Annotated in this window: 14 protein-coding genes; all 14 read left to right on the forward strand. The window is 44.2% G+C overall.

Annotation, left to right across the window (positions count from 1 at the left end; translation table 11 throughout):
* Positions 1-86 precede the first annotated feature (86 nt).
* The 14 genes from BC351_RS31455 (at position 87) to BC351_RS31525 (ending at position 15,909) form a co-directional block, all read left to right on the forward strand.
* A complete protein-coding gene (locus BC351_RS31455; RefSeq protein ID WP_079418500.1) occupies positions 87-854 on the forward strand; it encodes an ABC transporter ATP-binding protein in 768 nt (255 codons plus the stop codon).
* Complete coding sequence (locus tag BC351_RS31460) at positions 841-2,772, forward strand: ABC transporter permease (RefSeq protein ID WP_158082296.1); 1,932 nt, start codon at positions 841-843, stop codon at positions 2,770-2,772. Before BC351_RS31455 ends, BC351_RS31460 begins: the two co-directional genes overlap by 14 nt.
* A 110-nt stretch (positions 2,773-2,882) precedes the next feature.
* Entirely contained in the window at positions 2,883-4,238 is a 1,356-nt protein-coding gene (locus BC351_RS31465; RefSeq protein ID WP_167388049.1) for a TrkH family potassium uptake protein, read from the forward strand.
* A 13-nt stretch (positions 4,239-4,251) separates the two neighbouring features.
* The gene (locus BC351_RS31470; protein ID WP_079418552.1) at positions 4,252-4,704 is read left to right on the forward strand and encodes a GNAT family N-acetyltransferase; all 453 of its coding nucleotides are present in this window, start codon (positions 4,252-4,254) and stop codon (positions 4,702-4,704) included.
* Positions 4,705-4,930: 226 nt separating this feature from the next.
* The gene (locus tag BC351_RS31475; protein ID WP_079418504.1) at positions 4,931-5,083 is read left to right on the forward strand and encodes an aspartyl-phosphate phosphatase Spo0E family protein; all 153 of its coding nucleotides are present in this window, start codon (positions 4,931-4,933) and stop codon (positions 5,081-5,083) included.
* A 673-nt stretch (positions 5,084-5,756) separates the two neighbouring features.
* Positions 5,757-6,386 (forward strand): SGNH/GDSL hydrolase family protein, encoded by a 630-nt coding sequence (locus BC351_RS31480; RefSeq protein WP_079418506.1) that lies wholly within the window; start codon positions 5,757-5,759, stop codon positions 6,384-6,386.
* Between the two features lie 151 nt (positions 6,387-6,537).
* The gene (locus BC351_RS31485; protein WP_079418508.1) at positions 6,538-7,506 is read left to right on the forward strand and encodes a quinone oxidoreductase family protein; all 969 of its coding nucleotides are present in this window, start codon (positions 6,538-6,540) and stop codon (positions 7,504-7,506) included.
* Positions 7,507-7,626: 120 nt separating this feature from the next.
* A complete protein-coding gene (locus BC351_RS31490) occupies positions 7,627-8,823 on the forward strand; it encodes an MFS transporter (protein WP_158082297.1) in 1,197 nt (398 codons plus the stop codon).
* 435 nt (positions 8,824-9,258) lie between these two features.
* The gene (locus BC351_RS31500) at positions 9,259-10,323 is read left to right on the forward strand and encodes a Gfo/Idh/MocA family protein (protein ID WP_079418515.1); all 1,065 of its coding nucleotides are present in this window, start codon (positions 9,259-9,261) and stop codon (positions 10,321-10,323) included.
* A 23-nt stretch (positions 10,324-10,346) separates the two neighbouring features.
* The gene (locus BC351_RS31505) at positions 10,347-11,207 is read left to right on the forward strand and encodes a sugar phosphate isomerase/epimerase family protein (RefSeq protein WP_079418517.1); all 861 of its coding nucleotides are present in this window, start codon (positions 10,347-10,349) and stop codon (positions 11,205-11,207) included.
* Positions 11,208-11,264: 57 nt separating this feature from the next.
* Positions 11,265-12,137, forward strand: a complete 873-nt coding sequence (locus BC351_RS31510; protein ID WP_079418519.1) for a sugar phosphate isomerase/epimerase family protein — start codon at positions 11,265-11,267, stop codon at positions 12,135-12,137.
* A gap of 364 nt (positions 12,138-12,501) precedes the next feature.
* On the forward strand, positions 12,502-13,194 hold the full coding sequence (locus BC351_RS31515) for a response regulator transcription factor (protein ID WP_079418554.1): 693 nt from the start codon (positions 12,502-12,504) through the stop codon (positions 13,192-13,194).
* Positions 13,172-15,349, forward strand: coding sequence for a sensor histidine kinase (locus BC351_RS31520; RefSeq protein WP_144028583.1), 2,178 nt, complete (start codon positions 13,172-13,174; stop codon positions 15,347-15,349). The genes BC351_RS31515 and BC351_RS31520 overlap by 23 nt, the downstream gene beginning before the upstream one ends.
* Before the next feature lie 98 nt (positions 15,350-15,447).
* Entirely contained in the window at positions 15,448-15,909 is a 462-nt protein-coding gene (locus tag BC351_RS31525) for a DIP1984 family protein (RefSeq protein WP_079418523.1), read from the forward strand.
* The last annotated feature ends 284 nt before the right edge of the window (positions 15,910-16,193 follow it).

A 16,193-nucleotide genomic window follows, 5' to 3' on the forward strand; every position in this document is an offset into this window, starting at 1 on the left:
GTGAGCTGCTTCGATGTTTGGACGGAGGCTAACCTTGTAAGATGAAGGTAGAAAGAATTTGAAGGTTTGTACAGGAGGCTGCTCGAATGAAAACGATTGTTGAAGCCAAGCGAGTTAAGAAGGTTTATGGGGCCAAAGGGAATGTTTTTACTGCCTTGCAAGACATTGACCTCACGGTTGCTGAGGGTGAATTTGTTGGTATTATGGGCCCTTCCGGCTCGGGTAAAACGACGCTGCTCAACCTGCTGGCAACCATTGACCAGCCGACATCCGGCGATATTGTGATTGATGGAACGAATCTCCTGAAGATGAATGAGGCACAGCTATCTGCTTTTCGCCGTGATAGGCTGGGTTTCATTTTCCAAGACTATAATCTGCTGGATACTTTAACCGTGAAAGAGAATATGGTTCTTCCGCTTGCGTTAGCAAAAATGAAGGTTGCGGAACTGGAACGCAGAGTAGATGTCATCAGCCAAAAGTTCGGGATACAGACCATTATGAATAAGTATCCTTATCAAATTTCTGGCGGGCAAAAGCAGCGGACAGCCGTATGCCGAGCTATCGTATCATCTCCCAGCTTAGTATTGGCGGATGAACCAACGGGTGCGCTCGATTCGAAATCCGCGACAGAGCTGCTGGAAAGCTTACAGCAATTGAACGTGCAAGACAAAACAACGATTTTGATGGTCACTCACGACGCCTTTGCGGCCAGCTATTGTACGCGTATTATTTTTATTAAGGATGGTCAAATGTTTACGGAGCTTGTGAAGGGGAATGCATCTCGCAAGGATTTTTTCAATAAGGTCATGGACGTGTTGTCTGTGCTTGGGGGTGGGGCAAGTGACCGTATTTAGCCTGGCGAAAAGGAATGTCCTCGGAAATCTGAAAAATTATTTGATCTATTTCGCATCTATGATATTCAGTGTTGTCATATATTACACGTTTGTTTCCTTGCAGTTTAGTGAAGAGATCGCAGCTAATATGCAGAAATGGGAGGGTTTGCTCGAAGTATTTTCACAGGCGTCGATATTTCTTATTCTGTTCTCAGGCGTCTTTATCTGGTATTCGAACTCTTTTTTTACTAAGAAGCGCAAGAAAGAAGTAGGCTTATATGCTTTGCTCGGCGTACGAAAAAGAACGATCGGGAACATGCTTTTTTACGAAAATATGTTAATGGGCGTTGGGGCAGTCGCCGTGGGCATCGTACTGGGTACATTGTTATCCAAGCTATTCGCAATGATGTTCTTGAAACTGCTGGATTCCGCTGTAAAGGTGAGTTTTCACATCTCCATGGATGCTATCCTCCAGACGATAATTGTGTTTGCATGTATTATTCTCCTGACTTCTTTGCACAGTTATCGGTTGATCTACCGTTTTCAGTTAGTGCAATTGTTTCAAGCGGAGCAAGAAGGTGAGAACCTGCCCAAACCATCTTGGATAACTGCTGCGATCGCAGTGATATTGTTGGCATTCGCTTACTGGCTTATCCTTCAGCCTATGACAACAGGTGCCCAGACGGGAAGAAACTTTTTACTCATCTTTGCAAGTATGATAGTTGGAACGTACATGCTGTTTCGTTTTGGGATTATTTATTTGTTAAAGCTGGCGCAAAAACTCAAATCTCGCTACTACCATGGGATGAATATCATTAGCACGTCGCAATTGATCTTTCGTATTCAAGGGAATACTCGGATGTTTACGATGATTGCCTTATTGAGTGCATTGACCTTGTGCCTAGTGACTGTGGGGGCCAGCGCATACTATACGATTTCTAAAGTGGCTGATCAAGAAGCGCCTTTCAGCTACATGCAAATTTCGCAAGGTGAAGCCTTTGATAACCAAGTGAACACGATCATTTCAACAGATGGAGATCACCCTGTCCAAGCCCAACTTAAGGTGACAGCCCTTCGAGTTACAGCAGATTTGACATCCTTTTACTATCATCCTTCCGGTTTTCGAGCAAATGCAGTACCTATTAAGCTGCTCTCCATAAACGCCTACAATCAATTAGCGAAGGCGTTGCAACGAGAAGAGTTAAGTCCACCGCCAGACCAAAAGTTAATGCTAATCAGACCTATGCATGCAACTTTCTCAGAATCTGAAGTGCTAGACGATATGATTTCTTTGAATTCGGGGAATGAGCAGCAATCATTAACTATCGGAAAGTTGGTTGAGGGAAGGGTGCTGCCATGGGGGTTTCCAGATTTATGCTTCATAGTTAGTGATGACCTATATGGGAGGCTGCTGAAGGGTTCCAGCAATGAATTGTTGACGTACAATGCCTATAAAGTAAAGGATCAACAAACAACAAAGCGAACCTCCGATACGCTAATGAAATTGAAAACAGATCAGAATGGGATGTCCTCCTACTATTATCAATACCGCCAAGGGATTGAATCAGCGGGCTTGAATATTTTTATTCTTGGTTTTCTCGGACTTGTATTTCTTGCTGCGACTGGCTGCATCATTTATTTCAAACAATTGACGGATGCCCATGCGGACAAAGAGCGATATCAGATTCTGCGTAAAATCGGCGTGAGCAGGAAAGAAATTCGATCGTCGATTGCCAAACAAACATTATTTGTGTTCATATTGCCTTTGATTCTGGGAGTCGCTCATTATCTTATGATTTTAAAAGCGCTTGTCGCAATACAAATGATAGGAGGCAATTTCATTGTGCCAATTGCGAGTTCAATTATTGCCTATGCGGTCATTTATCTCAGTTATTACGTGCTTTGTGTCAATTCCTTCAACCGAATTGTTAATCAATAGAAACCGCTAATGAATCGCCCAAAGGGTGCTCTCGAACTCTCTAAGTCTTTACATTATGTTTGCTAGATTATACAATAGTCGCAAATATCATAAGAGCTCGGAGTATCAATATGTCTATTTATAAAAAGAAAAAATTTCGCTTAAGTCCCCCTCAGGTAATGACCTTAGGATTCTTATTTATGATCTTCGTGGGGGCGGAACTGCTGTGGCTGCCGATTTCGTCTGCGGGAGAAGGCCGATTGCCCTTTATTGATGCGCTGTTTATGGCGACTTCAGCCACTTGTGTGACGGGGTTGTCGATGATAAATACAGGTGCCCATTTGTCCACTTTTGGGGAGATTGTCCTGATATTGCTCGTACAAATCGGTGGGTTGGGATTCATGACGATGTCTACTTTGATTGCACTTGTGCTGCGTCGTCGTATTTCCTTTCAGGAACGGCTTATTCTGCAGGAAGCTATGAATCATGATTCAACGGAAGGCGTTGTTCGTCTGGTTCGCAAAGTGCTAGTTTACGCGCTGTATATTGAACTTGCAGGGGCATTACTGCTAGCATTGCGCTGGTCTTTCGAAATGCCGATAGGTCAAGCCTTATACTTCGGCGTTTTTCATAGCATTTCTATCTTCAATAATGCGGGCTTCGATCTTTTTGGGGCACTGCCGAACCGACCGAGCAGCCTTATTCATTACGTCGAGGATCCATACGTTAACATCGTTTCCATGCTGCTTATCATTCTCGGCGGCATTGGGTTTATCGTCATCTCGGACTTGCTCACGTATCCCCAAAATAAAAAGCTTACACTGCATAGTAAGGTTGTGCTGACGGCATCGGCGGCGCTGGTTGTGATCGGAACGATCGTTATCTTGGTATTTGAGTTCACGAATACACAGACCTTGCAGCCGCTATCACCAATAGGCAAGGTGCTTAGCGCAATGCTGCAGTCTGTCTCATCCCGATCCGCAGGTGTGAACACCTTGGATATTTCTTCCATGCGGCAGGCAACGCAGTTTTTTATCGTGATCATGATGTTCATCGGGGCAGCACCAGGTTCCTCAGGCGGTGGAATTAAAGTGACGACCTTCGTGATTCTTCTCGGGGCGCTGCTCGCCATGGTGCGAGGCAAGGAAGAAATTGTCCTGTTTCGCCGTCGCATTTCGAAGGATCGGATCTATAAGGCGATCACCTTCGCTTTGCTCTCTTTTATCCTGATTGTTCTATCAACGATGATTCTCTCTACCACAGAAAGTTTTTCTTTCTTAGGGATTTTATTTGAAGTGACATCGGCTTACGCAACGGCAGGCATGTCGCTTGGTTTAACTTCGCAGCTGACGCAATTCGGCAAAGTATTTATTATCATCTTGATGTTTGTAGGGCGCCTTGGCCCCGTATCCTTGGCCTACACCTTAACGCCTGTGCCAGAAAAAGCAAACTTCCGATACCCGGAGGGGAAGATTACAATTGGTTAGAATGGAGTCGCAAATGGAAATTCGAAAGTTGAAGCTGGGTGAAGAACCGCCCATGGAATTGCTTTTGTTAGCGGACCCTTCTGCTTCTATCGTACTTGGATATTTGCAGCGCGGGGAGTGCTATTTGGCAGAAATGAACGGTCATCTAGCTGCCGCTTATGTTATTTTACCGACCAGACCGGAGACAATCGAATTAGTGAATATCGCAGTCGCCGAGGATCAGCAGGGCAAGGGGATCGGGAAACAGCTGATCCTGCACGCGATCGAACAAGCCAAAGCGCTCGGATTCTCGACGATGGAAGTCGGGACTGGGAATTCAAGTATCGGACAGCTCGCACTTTACCAGAAATGCGGATTCCGGATTGTGAGTGTAGATCGCGACTTTTTCATCAGACATTATGCCGAGGACATCGTTGAAAATGGCATAACTTGCCGAGATATGATTCGATTAGCACAAGATTTGTAGTTGAAAAAGTGCAGCAAATACGCGGGTTTAAAAAATTCTCATAAATAAAATAAAAAATGGAGCCCAAGCGGCTCCTTTTTATTATATAATGATAGATGGATTTCATTCGAGTATTGAAAAGTCTAAATAATTAGCTAATAGTTTTTTAATATAATAGGTGTAAGATAAGGAATAAGAAGCCAAGTACTTGTACAAATTGGAAAATCTCAAATGGGAGGGATGAACCGTGGGTCAGTTAGTAGAATTGGAAAAAAAGATAGAAGCCAAAAGATTTGAGCTTAATCTTGCCAGTCGTCATCATGACCTGCTTTCCGATTTTGTACTAAAACTTTCAGTCGAATTGGACGAGCTATTGAACACTTACTATAAATCAGCTTAATCCGCTGTTCAGAGAATCTTCCCATCATTCCGATGAGGAAGATTTTTTTATGTATATTTATACCAGTAGCTTGTTGCGCTGTCAGCTAATGTCTATCTGGAAACATTGTATGGCAAGTTTGCGAAGCAAGTTTTGACTTTTGAAGATGAATCAGGGGGAGGACTTATTATGAAGTCGAAATCAATCAACTTAAGCAATTTCTTGTTAGATTTGGTTCCTAACTTCTAAGGAAAATCTTAGTTGATAGACCTAATAAGCTGTGCTATACTCTAGGCAACTTATGGAAAAAGGAGGTTTATCAGCTTAATCTACCCTATGACTTTCATACAAAGTTAAGCGTCATTAGTAGTCCGATGGAGTTTGGGAAAGTAATCCTTTGTGTGAACGAAGACGAATATGAAACCGTTGGTGCTATGGGCTATGTATATGGTAACGGCGATAAACAGTATGAGAATAGAGAAGTATGTCAGATTGAAATCGCTTTTATCCAACAACCGTTAACCTGGATATTGAAACGATTTAATTCTGGTCGCCTTCAGGTCAGCCTCAGCTTATTAAGCTGCTGACTAAACTCGGTTCTAAGCCGCAGACAAGCAACACGAAGCTAGGTCCGTTGGATTTCTATTCGATCGATTTTAAGCAATGGGAGTGTATTGAAGGGGGAAATAATCAAATGTCTTCATGGATTCAGCAGAATGATGTTGTCTTATTTCAAGGGGATAGTATCACAGACGCAGGGCGTATTCGCGACAACGGACAGGATTTAGGCAGAGGATATGCGCTGATGGCTGCGGCCCAATTCTCAGCGAGCTGCCCAGAGAAACAGGTGCAATTCCTGAACAGAGGAATTTCGGGCAACCGAGTAGTAGATCTAGAGCAGCGATGGCAGGAAGATTGCTTGGATCTAAAGCCTAACTTGGTGTCTATTTATATTGGTATTAATGATACGTGGAGAAGATACGATCGGAATGATCCAACTTCTACCGAAGCTTATGAAAAGGGTTACCGCAACATTCTGACGCAAACAGCAGAAACAGGAGCAAAACTCGTGTTGATCGAACCGTTTGTTCTTCCAGTTCCAGAAGATCGTAAGCTGTGGAGAGAAGACCTCGATCCGAAGATTACGGTTGTTCGCGAGCTGGCAAGAGAATTCGGAGCACGCCTAGTCTGTCTGGATGGCTTGTTCGCTCAAGCCTCAACTCGCGCCGAGAGCTCTTTCTGGGCTCCAGATGGCGTACATCCTTCTCCGGCGGGCCATGCTTTGGTTGCCAAAGCTTGGCTGCAAGCAGTGGGAGCAGAATAAACGAAGCAGTAGGAACCCAGACAAATTCCGCTCTCAAAGAGTGGGAAAGTTTTTTGCGGCACGATGCGTCTTTGAGCGCTGAGAGCCGCTTTTTTTTTTGCCACTGGAGATATGATACAATCTTTGCAAGATGAGCTTGTGGAGGTAACTTATGAAAGCATTGATTTTTGAACAATTTGGAAGTCCAGAAGTTCTACGCTATGCCGAGATCCCTGATCCTACCCTTGCGTTAGGACATATCGTGGTAAGAACCAAAGCGATTGGCATGAACTTTGCCGATGTGTATCGGCGAAAAGGGAACTATCATTTGGCAGGGAAACCGCCTTTCATACTAGGTTACGAAGGTGCGGGGATTGTTGAACATGTTGCTCCTGATGTCGTCGATATCAGTGTTGGAGATCGAATTGCCTTCGTTGATGTTCCTTTTGCCAATGCAGAACTGGTGGCTATGCCAGTGGAACGGGCAATTCCCCTGCCGGTCGATATAACATTCGAGCAGGCGGCAGGCATCCTGCTTCAGGGAATGACAGCGCATTACTTAGTTAAAGACAGCTGCAAAGTTCAGTCAGGCGACGTTATTCTCGTCCATGCGGCAGCCGGTGGAGTGGGACAGCTGTTGACACAGCTGGGTAGAAGCAAAGGAGCTAAGGTCATCGGTCTGACGTCTTCCGAAGCCAAAAAAGAAGTTGCCCGCAAAGCAGGCGCAAACGAAGTGTTCAGCTACGACAGTGACTGGGTTCATGCAGTCGCAGCTTGCACGGAGAATCGCCAGGGCGTTGACATCGTTTACGATTCCGTGGGGTCCACATTAATGGACAGCTTCGCTGCTGTCAAAACGAAAGGGACTGTCGTTTTCTATGGCATGGCAGGCGGCGATCCGCCGCACGTTGACCCTAGAATGCTCATGGACACATCCAAAACGCTGACCGGCGGCGATTTGTGGAACCATGTAACAACACGAGCCAACCGGATTGAGCGATCGCAAGAGCTGTTTCAGGCGTTGCGTCAAGGGACCATACACATGGAAGATCTCATGTGCATGCCACTAAGCGAAGGTGCTGACGCGCATCGCCTCATGGAAAGCAGATTGAGCACAGGCAAAATTTTGCTTATTCCATAACGAAAAAGCGACAGCAATAATATACCCAAGTGAATACAAAGAATGTCCCTATGCATTCCGCTGCGAATCAGGTATCTTGTTGAAATTACCACATCGCAGATGGAAACGAGGAAATGCCGTATGGGAGCAATCTGGAATAAACTCACCGCCATTAAACTGCCTTTTTGGATCATGTTTATGAATACCTTCAGCATGGCGGTTGGATTTTATATGATGATTCCGCTGTTAGCTTCGTATTTATTGCATGATTTATTACTGACGGTCATGATGGTCGGCGTCATCTCGGCAATACGCAGCTTTAGTCAGCAAGGACTTTCAGTATTATGCGGCACTTTGGCAGACAGACTGGGGTACAAACGCACGATACTTGTCGGCCTCTTGATCCGAACTTTTGGTTTCGGGATGTTCGGCTTCGTCGATCACATTCCTGGATTAATCGTGGCTTGCTTCTTCTCTGGCCTAGGCGCGGCGCTTTTTCAGCCGGCCAGCTATGCTTATTACACAGCGCTTTCTACTTCTGCCAACCGCATTACGATCTATGCGATCCGGGAAATGTTAAGCAACATGGGTTTCGTAGTTGGTCCGGTGCTGGGGGCTCTGTTAATGGGTTTTCACTTTACCTATGTGAGCATGACAGCGACGCTTATTTTTGTCTTTTCTTTTTTCTTAAGTCTTTTCTTTTTGCCGAATCTGAAGGAAGCTCGGCCTCAATCGGAGCTGCCGGGCATCTGGCCACAGATGAAAAAGGTGCTGCATAACCGTTCCTTCAGAAGGTTTATGATTTTCACCATGATCTCATGGTCCTTAGTCGCACAGTTATACATAGCGGTGCCTCTTCGTGTTAGTCAAATTGCGAATGGTGCCAATATCGGGCTCATTTACAGCTGCGGGGCTATCGTGATGGTTCTGCTGCAGGTGCCGTTAGCCAAATTAGGCAACAACAATTTGCAGCCATTTGGAGTGATGTCCCTAGGCACATTGCTGCTTGCAGGAGGATTATTTGCAATTGGCATGACAGGATCTCTTGCAGGTATCTATGTCGGAGTTATTGCTTTCATGATTGGACAAGTGTTTCTGCAGCCAATGATGAATACAATGGTGTCCGACTACGCAGGGAGCGGAAGTATTGCCAGCTACTTTGGCTTCAACAGCTTTGCATTGTCGATAGGTGCGATGATCGGTAATGTAGGCGGTGGCTATTTGTATGATTTAGGCAATCTGCTTGGATGGCGGCTTCTACCTTGGAGCTGCTTCTTGTTTATCGGTTTGGTGAATATCGGCTTCATGCTGAAAGAACAAAGGGCTCGCAGCCATTGATATAAGTCTCTAAGTCTCTAAGTCTAGTTGCTTCTAGTTGACAGAACCAGCGAAAGGGAACTGTGTTCCCTTATTCTTCGGTAAAACAGCCTTTTAGCTAGTGAGACGGAACTATGATCCGCTAATTAGCCTTTATTTGCTGGATTTCACCATTTTGAGGGGGAATAGAGGATCAGAGTTCCCTTTGAGCTGCTAATGTTCGATATTGAGCCAAATAGCGGAACATAGTTCCCTTTCAAGGGGATTTGGGCAAAAAGGTACCATCCGTACATAGATTCTTCATTTCTACTATGAATGGCATCCGGTGGAGCGTAGGCTTCACTGGATGCCATTTTGATCATATAATCCATATTAATGCTCATTTTATGCATTCTACGAGCAGTAAAAGCATGGTATCCTGATTGTATAAGACAATGAAGGGAGCTAAAATTTGCAATGAGCATAAACAAGTTGAATATTGGTGTTATCGGAGCAGGTTCAATATCTGACATGCACCTTCAGTCCTACAGCAAGCAAGCGGATGCTCGTTTGATTGCCGTGTGCGATCTTAATCGCCAAAGAGCCGAAGATAAAGCGGCTGCTTATAACATTGAACATATTTATACGGATTACCATGAATTGTTAGCCAATCCTGAAGTGGACGCTGTAAGCATATGTACGTGGAACAATTCACATGCGGAGATCAGTATCGCAGCCTTGCGAGCTGGCAAGCATGTGCTGGTTGAGAAACCGCTGTGTAAGACAGTGGAAGAGGCGCTTCAAATCCAGGAGGCTGTTCGCGAATCCGGGAAAATTCTACAGGTTGGTTTTGTACGCAGATATGATACGAATGCTCAGCTTGTTAAGCAATTTATTGAAAGCGGCCAGTTTGGCGAATTATATTATGCCAAAGCGTCCTGTCTTCGTCGTTTGGGCAATCCAGGAGGCTGGTTTGCAGATAAAGAGCGCTCCGGTGGCGGACCTTTAATCGATATTGGCGTCCATGTGATTGATTTATGCTGGTATTTGATGGGCAGACCGAAGCCTGTTTCTGTAAGCGGAAACACCTATAATAAACTAGGCAACCGTTCCAACGTTCGCAATTTAAGCTTTTATAAAGCCGCTGACTATGATGTTGCTTTGAATAACGTCGAAGATATGGCCAATGCCCTGATTAGATTTGAAAATGGGGCGTCGCTGCTGGTGGATGTCAGCTTTACGCTGCATGCCAAAAAGGACGAAATCGCAGTCAAGCTTTATGGGGACAAGGGTGGCGTCGAGGTTGAGCCTGAGCTTGTTTTCGTGACAGAAATGCAAGATACCATCTTGAATGTTTCTCCACAGACAGATGATAAATCAATCAACATCGTTGGGGCATTTAGCAATGAAATCGCTCATTTCTTAGACTGCTGTCGAACCGGCCAAACACCGATAAGTCCAGTTGAAGATGGAGTTACTATGATGAAAATGCTTTGCGCGATATATGAATCAGCAGCCAAAGGCCAGGAAATCAACCTATAACAAGGCGAACAGGAGATGCAAACATGAAACTCGGAGTGAGTACGTATAGTTTATACCAAGCGCTGAAGTCTGGCGAAATGGACATTAATGCGGTCATTGATTGGGTGGCCGATCAAGGCGCCGTGCATGTAGAAATCGTTCCGTTAGGCTTTGAACTGGCTGGGAATTTGGAGTTAGCCGACGCTATTCGTTTGAAAGCAGAGTCTCGCGGCCTTGAAATCTCTAACTATGCGATCGGCGCTAATTTCCTCACAGATTCGGATGAAGATTATGCGAAGGAAATTGAACGAGTCAAATCTGAAGTCGACATCGCAGCCAGATTAGGCGTCAAAAAGATGCGTCATGATGTGGCACGCACAGACGATACGTCCATTGGCAACTTCAATCGTCAGCTTGAACGTATGGCAGAGGCTTGCCGGCAAATAGCGGATTATGCGCGCTCATTTGATATCGTAACCAGCATTGAGAATCATGGCTATTTTGTTCAACATAGCGATCGGGTTCAAACGCTGATTCAGGCTGTAGACCGTCCGAATTTCCGGACAACTCTTGACGTGGGCAATTTCATGTGCGTGGATGAAGAATCGGTTTCAGCTGTGAAAAAAAATCTGCCGTTCGCTTCTATGGTCCATGTGAAAGATTTTTATCTGAGACCTTCCTATGAGCATCCAGGTTCAGGATTTTTCCAAACGACGCAAGGCAATCACTTGCGCGGCGCTATTGTCGGCCAAGGGGATATTGATATGCGAGAAGTGTTGCGTGTAATTAAACGCTCAGGCTATGATGGTTATATCTCAATCGAGTTCGAAGGCATGGAAGAGTGCAAAACAGGCACACGGATTGGGCTTGAAAATGTAAAACGAATTTGGGCTGAGATCGAGTAAGCGATAATAGTGGCAAGCAGCATACATTCAACCTTCTGAAAGGTGTGTTTGACAACAATGAACAATCCAATCGGTATTATGGTCGACAGTTTGCGTCTTGGCGTACGGAATGGTTTACAGAAAGCCAAGGAGCTTGGCGCCGACGGAGTACAAATCTATGCCGTATCCGGGGAGATGGATCCTGCTCTTTTATCGCCGCAAGCGCGTAAAGAGTTGAAAGATTACATTGCATCCCTTGGACTCAGTATTTCTGCTCTATGCGGAGACTTAGGCGGGCATGGTTTTCAGGATCAGGCAGCTAACGCAGCGAAGATTGAAAAATCCAAGCGTATTCTGGATCTTGCGGTTGATTTAGGCACTAAGGTAGTCACTACCCATATTGGCGTAGTTCCTGAGCAAACGAATGATCCGATTTACGAAGTCATGCTCAATGCTTGTGAAGAATTGGGTGTGTATGCGAACAGTTTGGGTGCATACTTTGCTGTGGAAACCGGACCTGAGCCGGCTGCACACTTGAAGAGCTTCCTTGATACGCTGTCCACCAATGGCGTTTCAGTTAATTTTGACCCTGCGAACATGGTCATGGTCACAGGCGACGACCCGGTACAAGGGGTACTTACCTTGAAAGACTATATTGTACATACCCATGTGAAGGACGGACTTCGTCTTCGTCAAGCAGATCCACGCGAAGTATACGGATCACTTGGGTATCAGCCGATGAGTCACGCGAATATTGCTGAAGCAGCTGCATCCGGTCCTTATTATCGGGAGCTCGCTTTGGGCGAAGGCCATGTCGATTTCAAAAAATATTTTGAAGCTCTGGAAGCGATTAACTACACCGGATATTTAACGATTGAGCGTGAGGTTGGCGAACAGCCTGAGGTGGATATCGCCAATGCGATTGCTTTTATTCGCAAATATCAGGGATAGTGCGTAATTTCAGGCTCTTGATGTTGATTGGAAACGGATCAGGCAGGCCATCCTGCCCTCCATTTGACATGCAAGACAAACTGCAACACTGCGGAAAGCCGTGGAGTTGCAGTTTTTTTGCATGTAGGGAAACGGACATCAATAGGATAGAAGAAGCTTTCCAGGGAAATCGGAAAAGCGTTAATCATGGGCTGGCACAAATGTAATTTACAAAACCGATTTTTCCCTGAAGGGGAGAGTCGGTTTTTTCTTAAGAAATTTGTAATAATTATAGTTGGTTATTTGTAAATGTTTTCCTGTAATATAAAGGGGGATGATGGAAAGCCGGCGGCATCCATGGATGATATAGAAGGGGTAAATGGACATGCATACTTACAATATTCTCGTTGTTGATGATGAGAAAGAGATTCAAGATGCGATAGAAATTTATTTGACGAATGAAAATATGACTATTTTCAAGGCTGATCATGGGTTGCAGGCTTTGGACATTCTCGAGCAGCAAGATATTCACTTGATGATTCTAGACATTATGATGCCTCGACTGGACGGGATCAAAACGGCTTTTAAAGTGAGGGAGAGCAGGAATATTCCAATTCTTATGCTGTCAGCCAAGACAGAGGATACAGACAAAATTATAGGCTTGAATGTGGGTGCTGACGATTATTTGGGCAAGCCATTTAATCCTTTGGAGCTTATTGCCCGTGTGAAATCCCAGCTTAGGCGGTATGTAAGTTTTGGGCACTATACGGCTAGTGAAAATAGACTTGAAGTTAGAGACTTGATTCTGAACAAGGACACGAAAAGTGTTTCCGTGGATGGCGGAGAAGTACGTTTAACAGCTACGGAATACAAAATACTAGAGCTGCTAATGGAACATAGAGGGAGAGTTTTCTCCATCGAAGAGATCTATGAAAAGGTTTGGAAAGAGCCCTACTTCAATGCAGAGAATACGGTTGCCGTGCATGTTCGAAGAATTCGGGAGAAGATCGAGATCAACCCGAAGGAACCCAAATATTTGAAGGTGGTATGGGGCATTGGTTATAAAATCGAGAAATAAAGCTATTCCGTATCTACTTGGCATCTCACTTATTTGTACAGCAGTTTTAGCGATTTGCACGTTAATTGATGTGGGGAAACATCGCTCGTTCCTAAGCAAGGACAGTTATTTTCGAAGTGCAATATTTGGGAATGAGCTGCAGCTTCCTATCAATCTTCTGAAATACACAATTGAAAATGCGAACTACCCGCTTTTAAGCGATGAAGAGAAAATTGGAAAAGAACGGAGAGAATCTTGGAATCAAGCCTACACGGCTATAGAGAAGCGTGGTAAAGCAAACGCTCGCTATACCTACAATAGTAAATTACAGGAAGCCCGAATGTCGGATATATCAGGCGACGTTTCACGTTTTCAACAGGAATTTGACAAACAAATCCTTGATGTGCAAGCGGAAGTCGCAAAGCTGCTGGATGTCCGAAAGATTCAATATTTGGAATACAAGAACAAAGAATTTAGTGATGTTGCCGACAGTTTAATTGCACGCGGCGAATCATTTCACTATTACGTTCGAGACCCGAAGACGGATCATCTATATTCCAATATGATAAAAGAGCCGGGTGCTGCTGAATTCGAGCAGGCATTATTTTATGCAGAACTGCCGCAGAAACAAGTGAGCAATTCTTTTCTTAAAGGGATAAATAAATTCTTTCAGCAGAATCAGCTTCATGGGTATATTCTTATTCCGAAGGAAGCAATGTGGTCGAGTCAAATGCACGAGGATTATACGTATTATCAGGCAATTAGCAAACGGATTTGGTTGGAAATCGGTCTATTCGCAGTGCTTTGTATGATTGCAGGTGTACTAGTGTGGATCATGCGGAGAAAACATTCATTCCAGGTGTTGGCTGAAGAAATGCCGCTGAAGTGGCTGGAATATGTCCCATTAGATCTAAGAGTCATTGCAGCATTCCTCATCTTGCTTTTGTTGTTTAACCAAATTAACGATAATTCCTTTTTTCAAAAGCCCTTGCGATTTCAACAAGCAGTAGACGGGATTCAGCTTTCCTTGACCATGATTCTCCTCGTCATTCTTATGATGGATGGAAGGAGGCTTTACAGGGACAAGGCTGCATTGCGCAATCAATGGAATAATTGTTTATTGAATACGATGATTCAATTGTGTACGCTCAAGTTGATTAGAAAATCTCTTCGCTTTAAAGTCGTATTCGTATTCATCCTTACTTCGTTATTTGGTATATCCTTTTTAATAACGATATATTGGATGTTTGTTTTGGACTGGAATAATGGGATAATCTTGTTTGCGGGTGGATATTTGCTGGCATTCCTATTCACAATCCTGCCCAAATGTGTTCAACAAATTCGTTTATTTGAACAAATTCTGTATGGCGTTGAACAAATGGCGGCAGGCAATTTGGCCGATGTGATTCCGGAAAAAGGTTCTGGCAACTTGTCCAGATTGGCGCACCACGTAAACCAGATGAAAGATGGCTTCAAAGCTTCGATGGAAAATGAAATGAAAAGCGAGCGGATGAAAGCTGAGCTTATTACAAACGTTTCCCATGATCTTAAAACGCCGCTAACCTCGATCATTAATTATGTGGATCTTCTTAAGCAAAGAGATCTTGCCCCCGACAAGGTAGAAACCTATATCGAGGTGCTGGACCGAAAATCGCAACGGCTCAAGGTGCTGATTGATGATTTGTTTGAGGCTTCCAAAATGTCGAGCGGCTCTGTCGAGCTGCAAATAGAGAAGGTGAATGTCTCTGCATTGCTAGAACAAGCCTTAGCTGAATTTAGCGAGATGATGGAGAGTTCGCCATTAATCTTCCGGTTGCAAGTTGAGCATCCACACATCGTAGCTGCTTTGGATGGCCGCAAAACGTGGCGAGTGTTTGAGAATTTGATTAGCAACGCGATTAAGTACGCCATGCCGAATACTAGAGTTCATTTGACTCTCAGTGAGGATGAAGATCAAGTGTTTTTTATCATTAAAAATGTCTCCGCATATGAAATTGATTTTGACGCGGAAGAATTGTTTGAACGATTTAAGCGCGGGGATGAATCCAGACAAACCGAAGGTTCAGGACTAGGATTGGCTATTGCGAAGAGCATCATGCAGCTCCAAGGCGGGCAATTGAAAATTGATATGGATGGAGATCTATTTAAAGTAACAGTTATTATGAAAAAGAAGTGATGATGAGCAAAATTTTACAAAAGTGGTAGAAAGATAGTATAGTAGGGTAAAGTGAGAATTAACAAAATATAGGAATTACGGGTAGGTGGGAAACGAAGATGAAACTTGCTGAAGCCCTTGTGCTGCGCGCAGATGCTCAAAGAAAAGTCGCGCAAATCAAGCAACGACTTGAGAGAGTGATTAAAGTGCAAGAAGGAGAACAGCCGGCGGAACAGCCAACCGTTCTGTTGACAGAACTAGATCGAACAGTAGAAGAGTTGGTAAGTTGGATTAAAAAGATCAACAAAACGAATGCCTATACGAAATTCGATGGTCATCTAAGTATTGCTGATGCACTTGCTGAACGGGATAATTTAATGCAAAAAAGAAATTTGTTAAATGATCTCCTAGAAGCAGCTACCATTAAGCAGGATCGCTATAGTCGTTCTGAAGTTAAATTCTATCGAACCATTGAAGTGAATGAGCTTCAAAAGCAGTTGGATGATTTAGCCAAAAGCTATCGGGAGCTGGATTTCAAGATACAAGAAAAGAATTGGTCTGTCGAAGTCATCGAAGAATAATGAAGTCGGTAACCCATGTCAACAAAAGCGAGCTCAACCGCCAACGGGAATGTTGGACTGACAATCAGAGCAGGGCCATGCCTGATAACCTTACTAATTAGCCCAATACTGTAACAAGATGCTTGCATCTACTTATGACTTACCGCTTATTGTAATGACCACGTGCTGATTTGTTGATAATGGGTGAGGGTGGGTTTGGGGACTTATACATAAGTAAAGAGCTGTCCAATAAGTAGATAAACCTACTTGGGGCAGCTCTTGTTTTTACTTACACTTCATCATTG

The sequence above is a fragment of the Paenibacillus ferrarius genome (genome assembly GCF_002027705.1).
Classification (GTDB): Bacteria; Bacillota; Bacilli; order Paenibacillales; family NBRC-103111; genus Paenibacillus_E; species Paenibacillus_E ferrarius.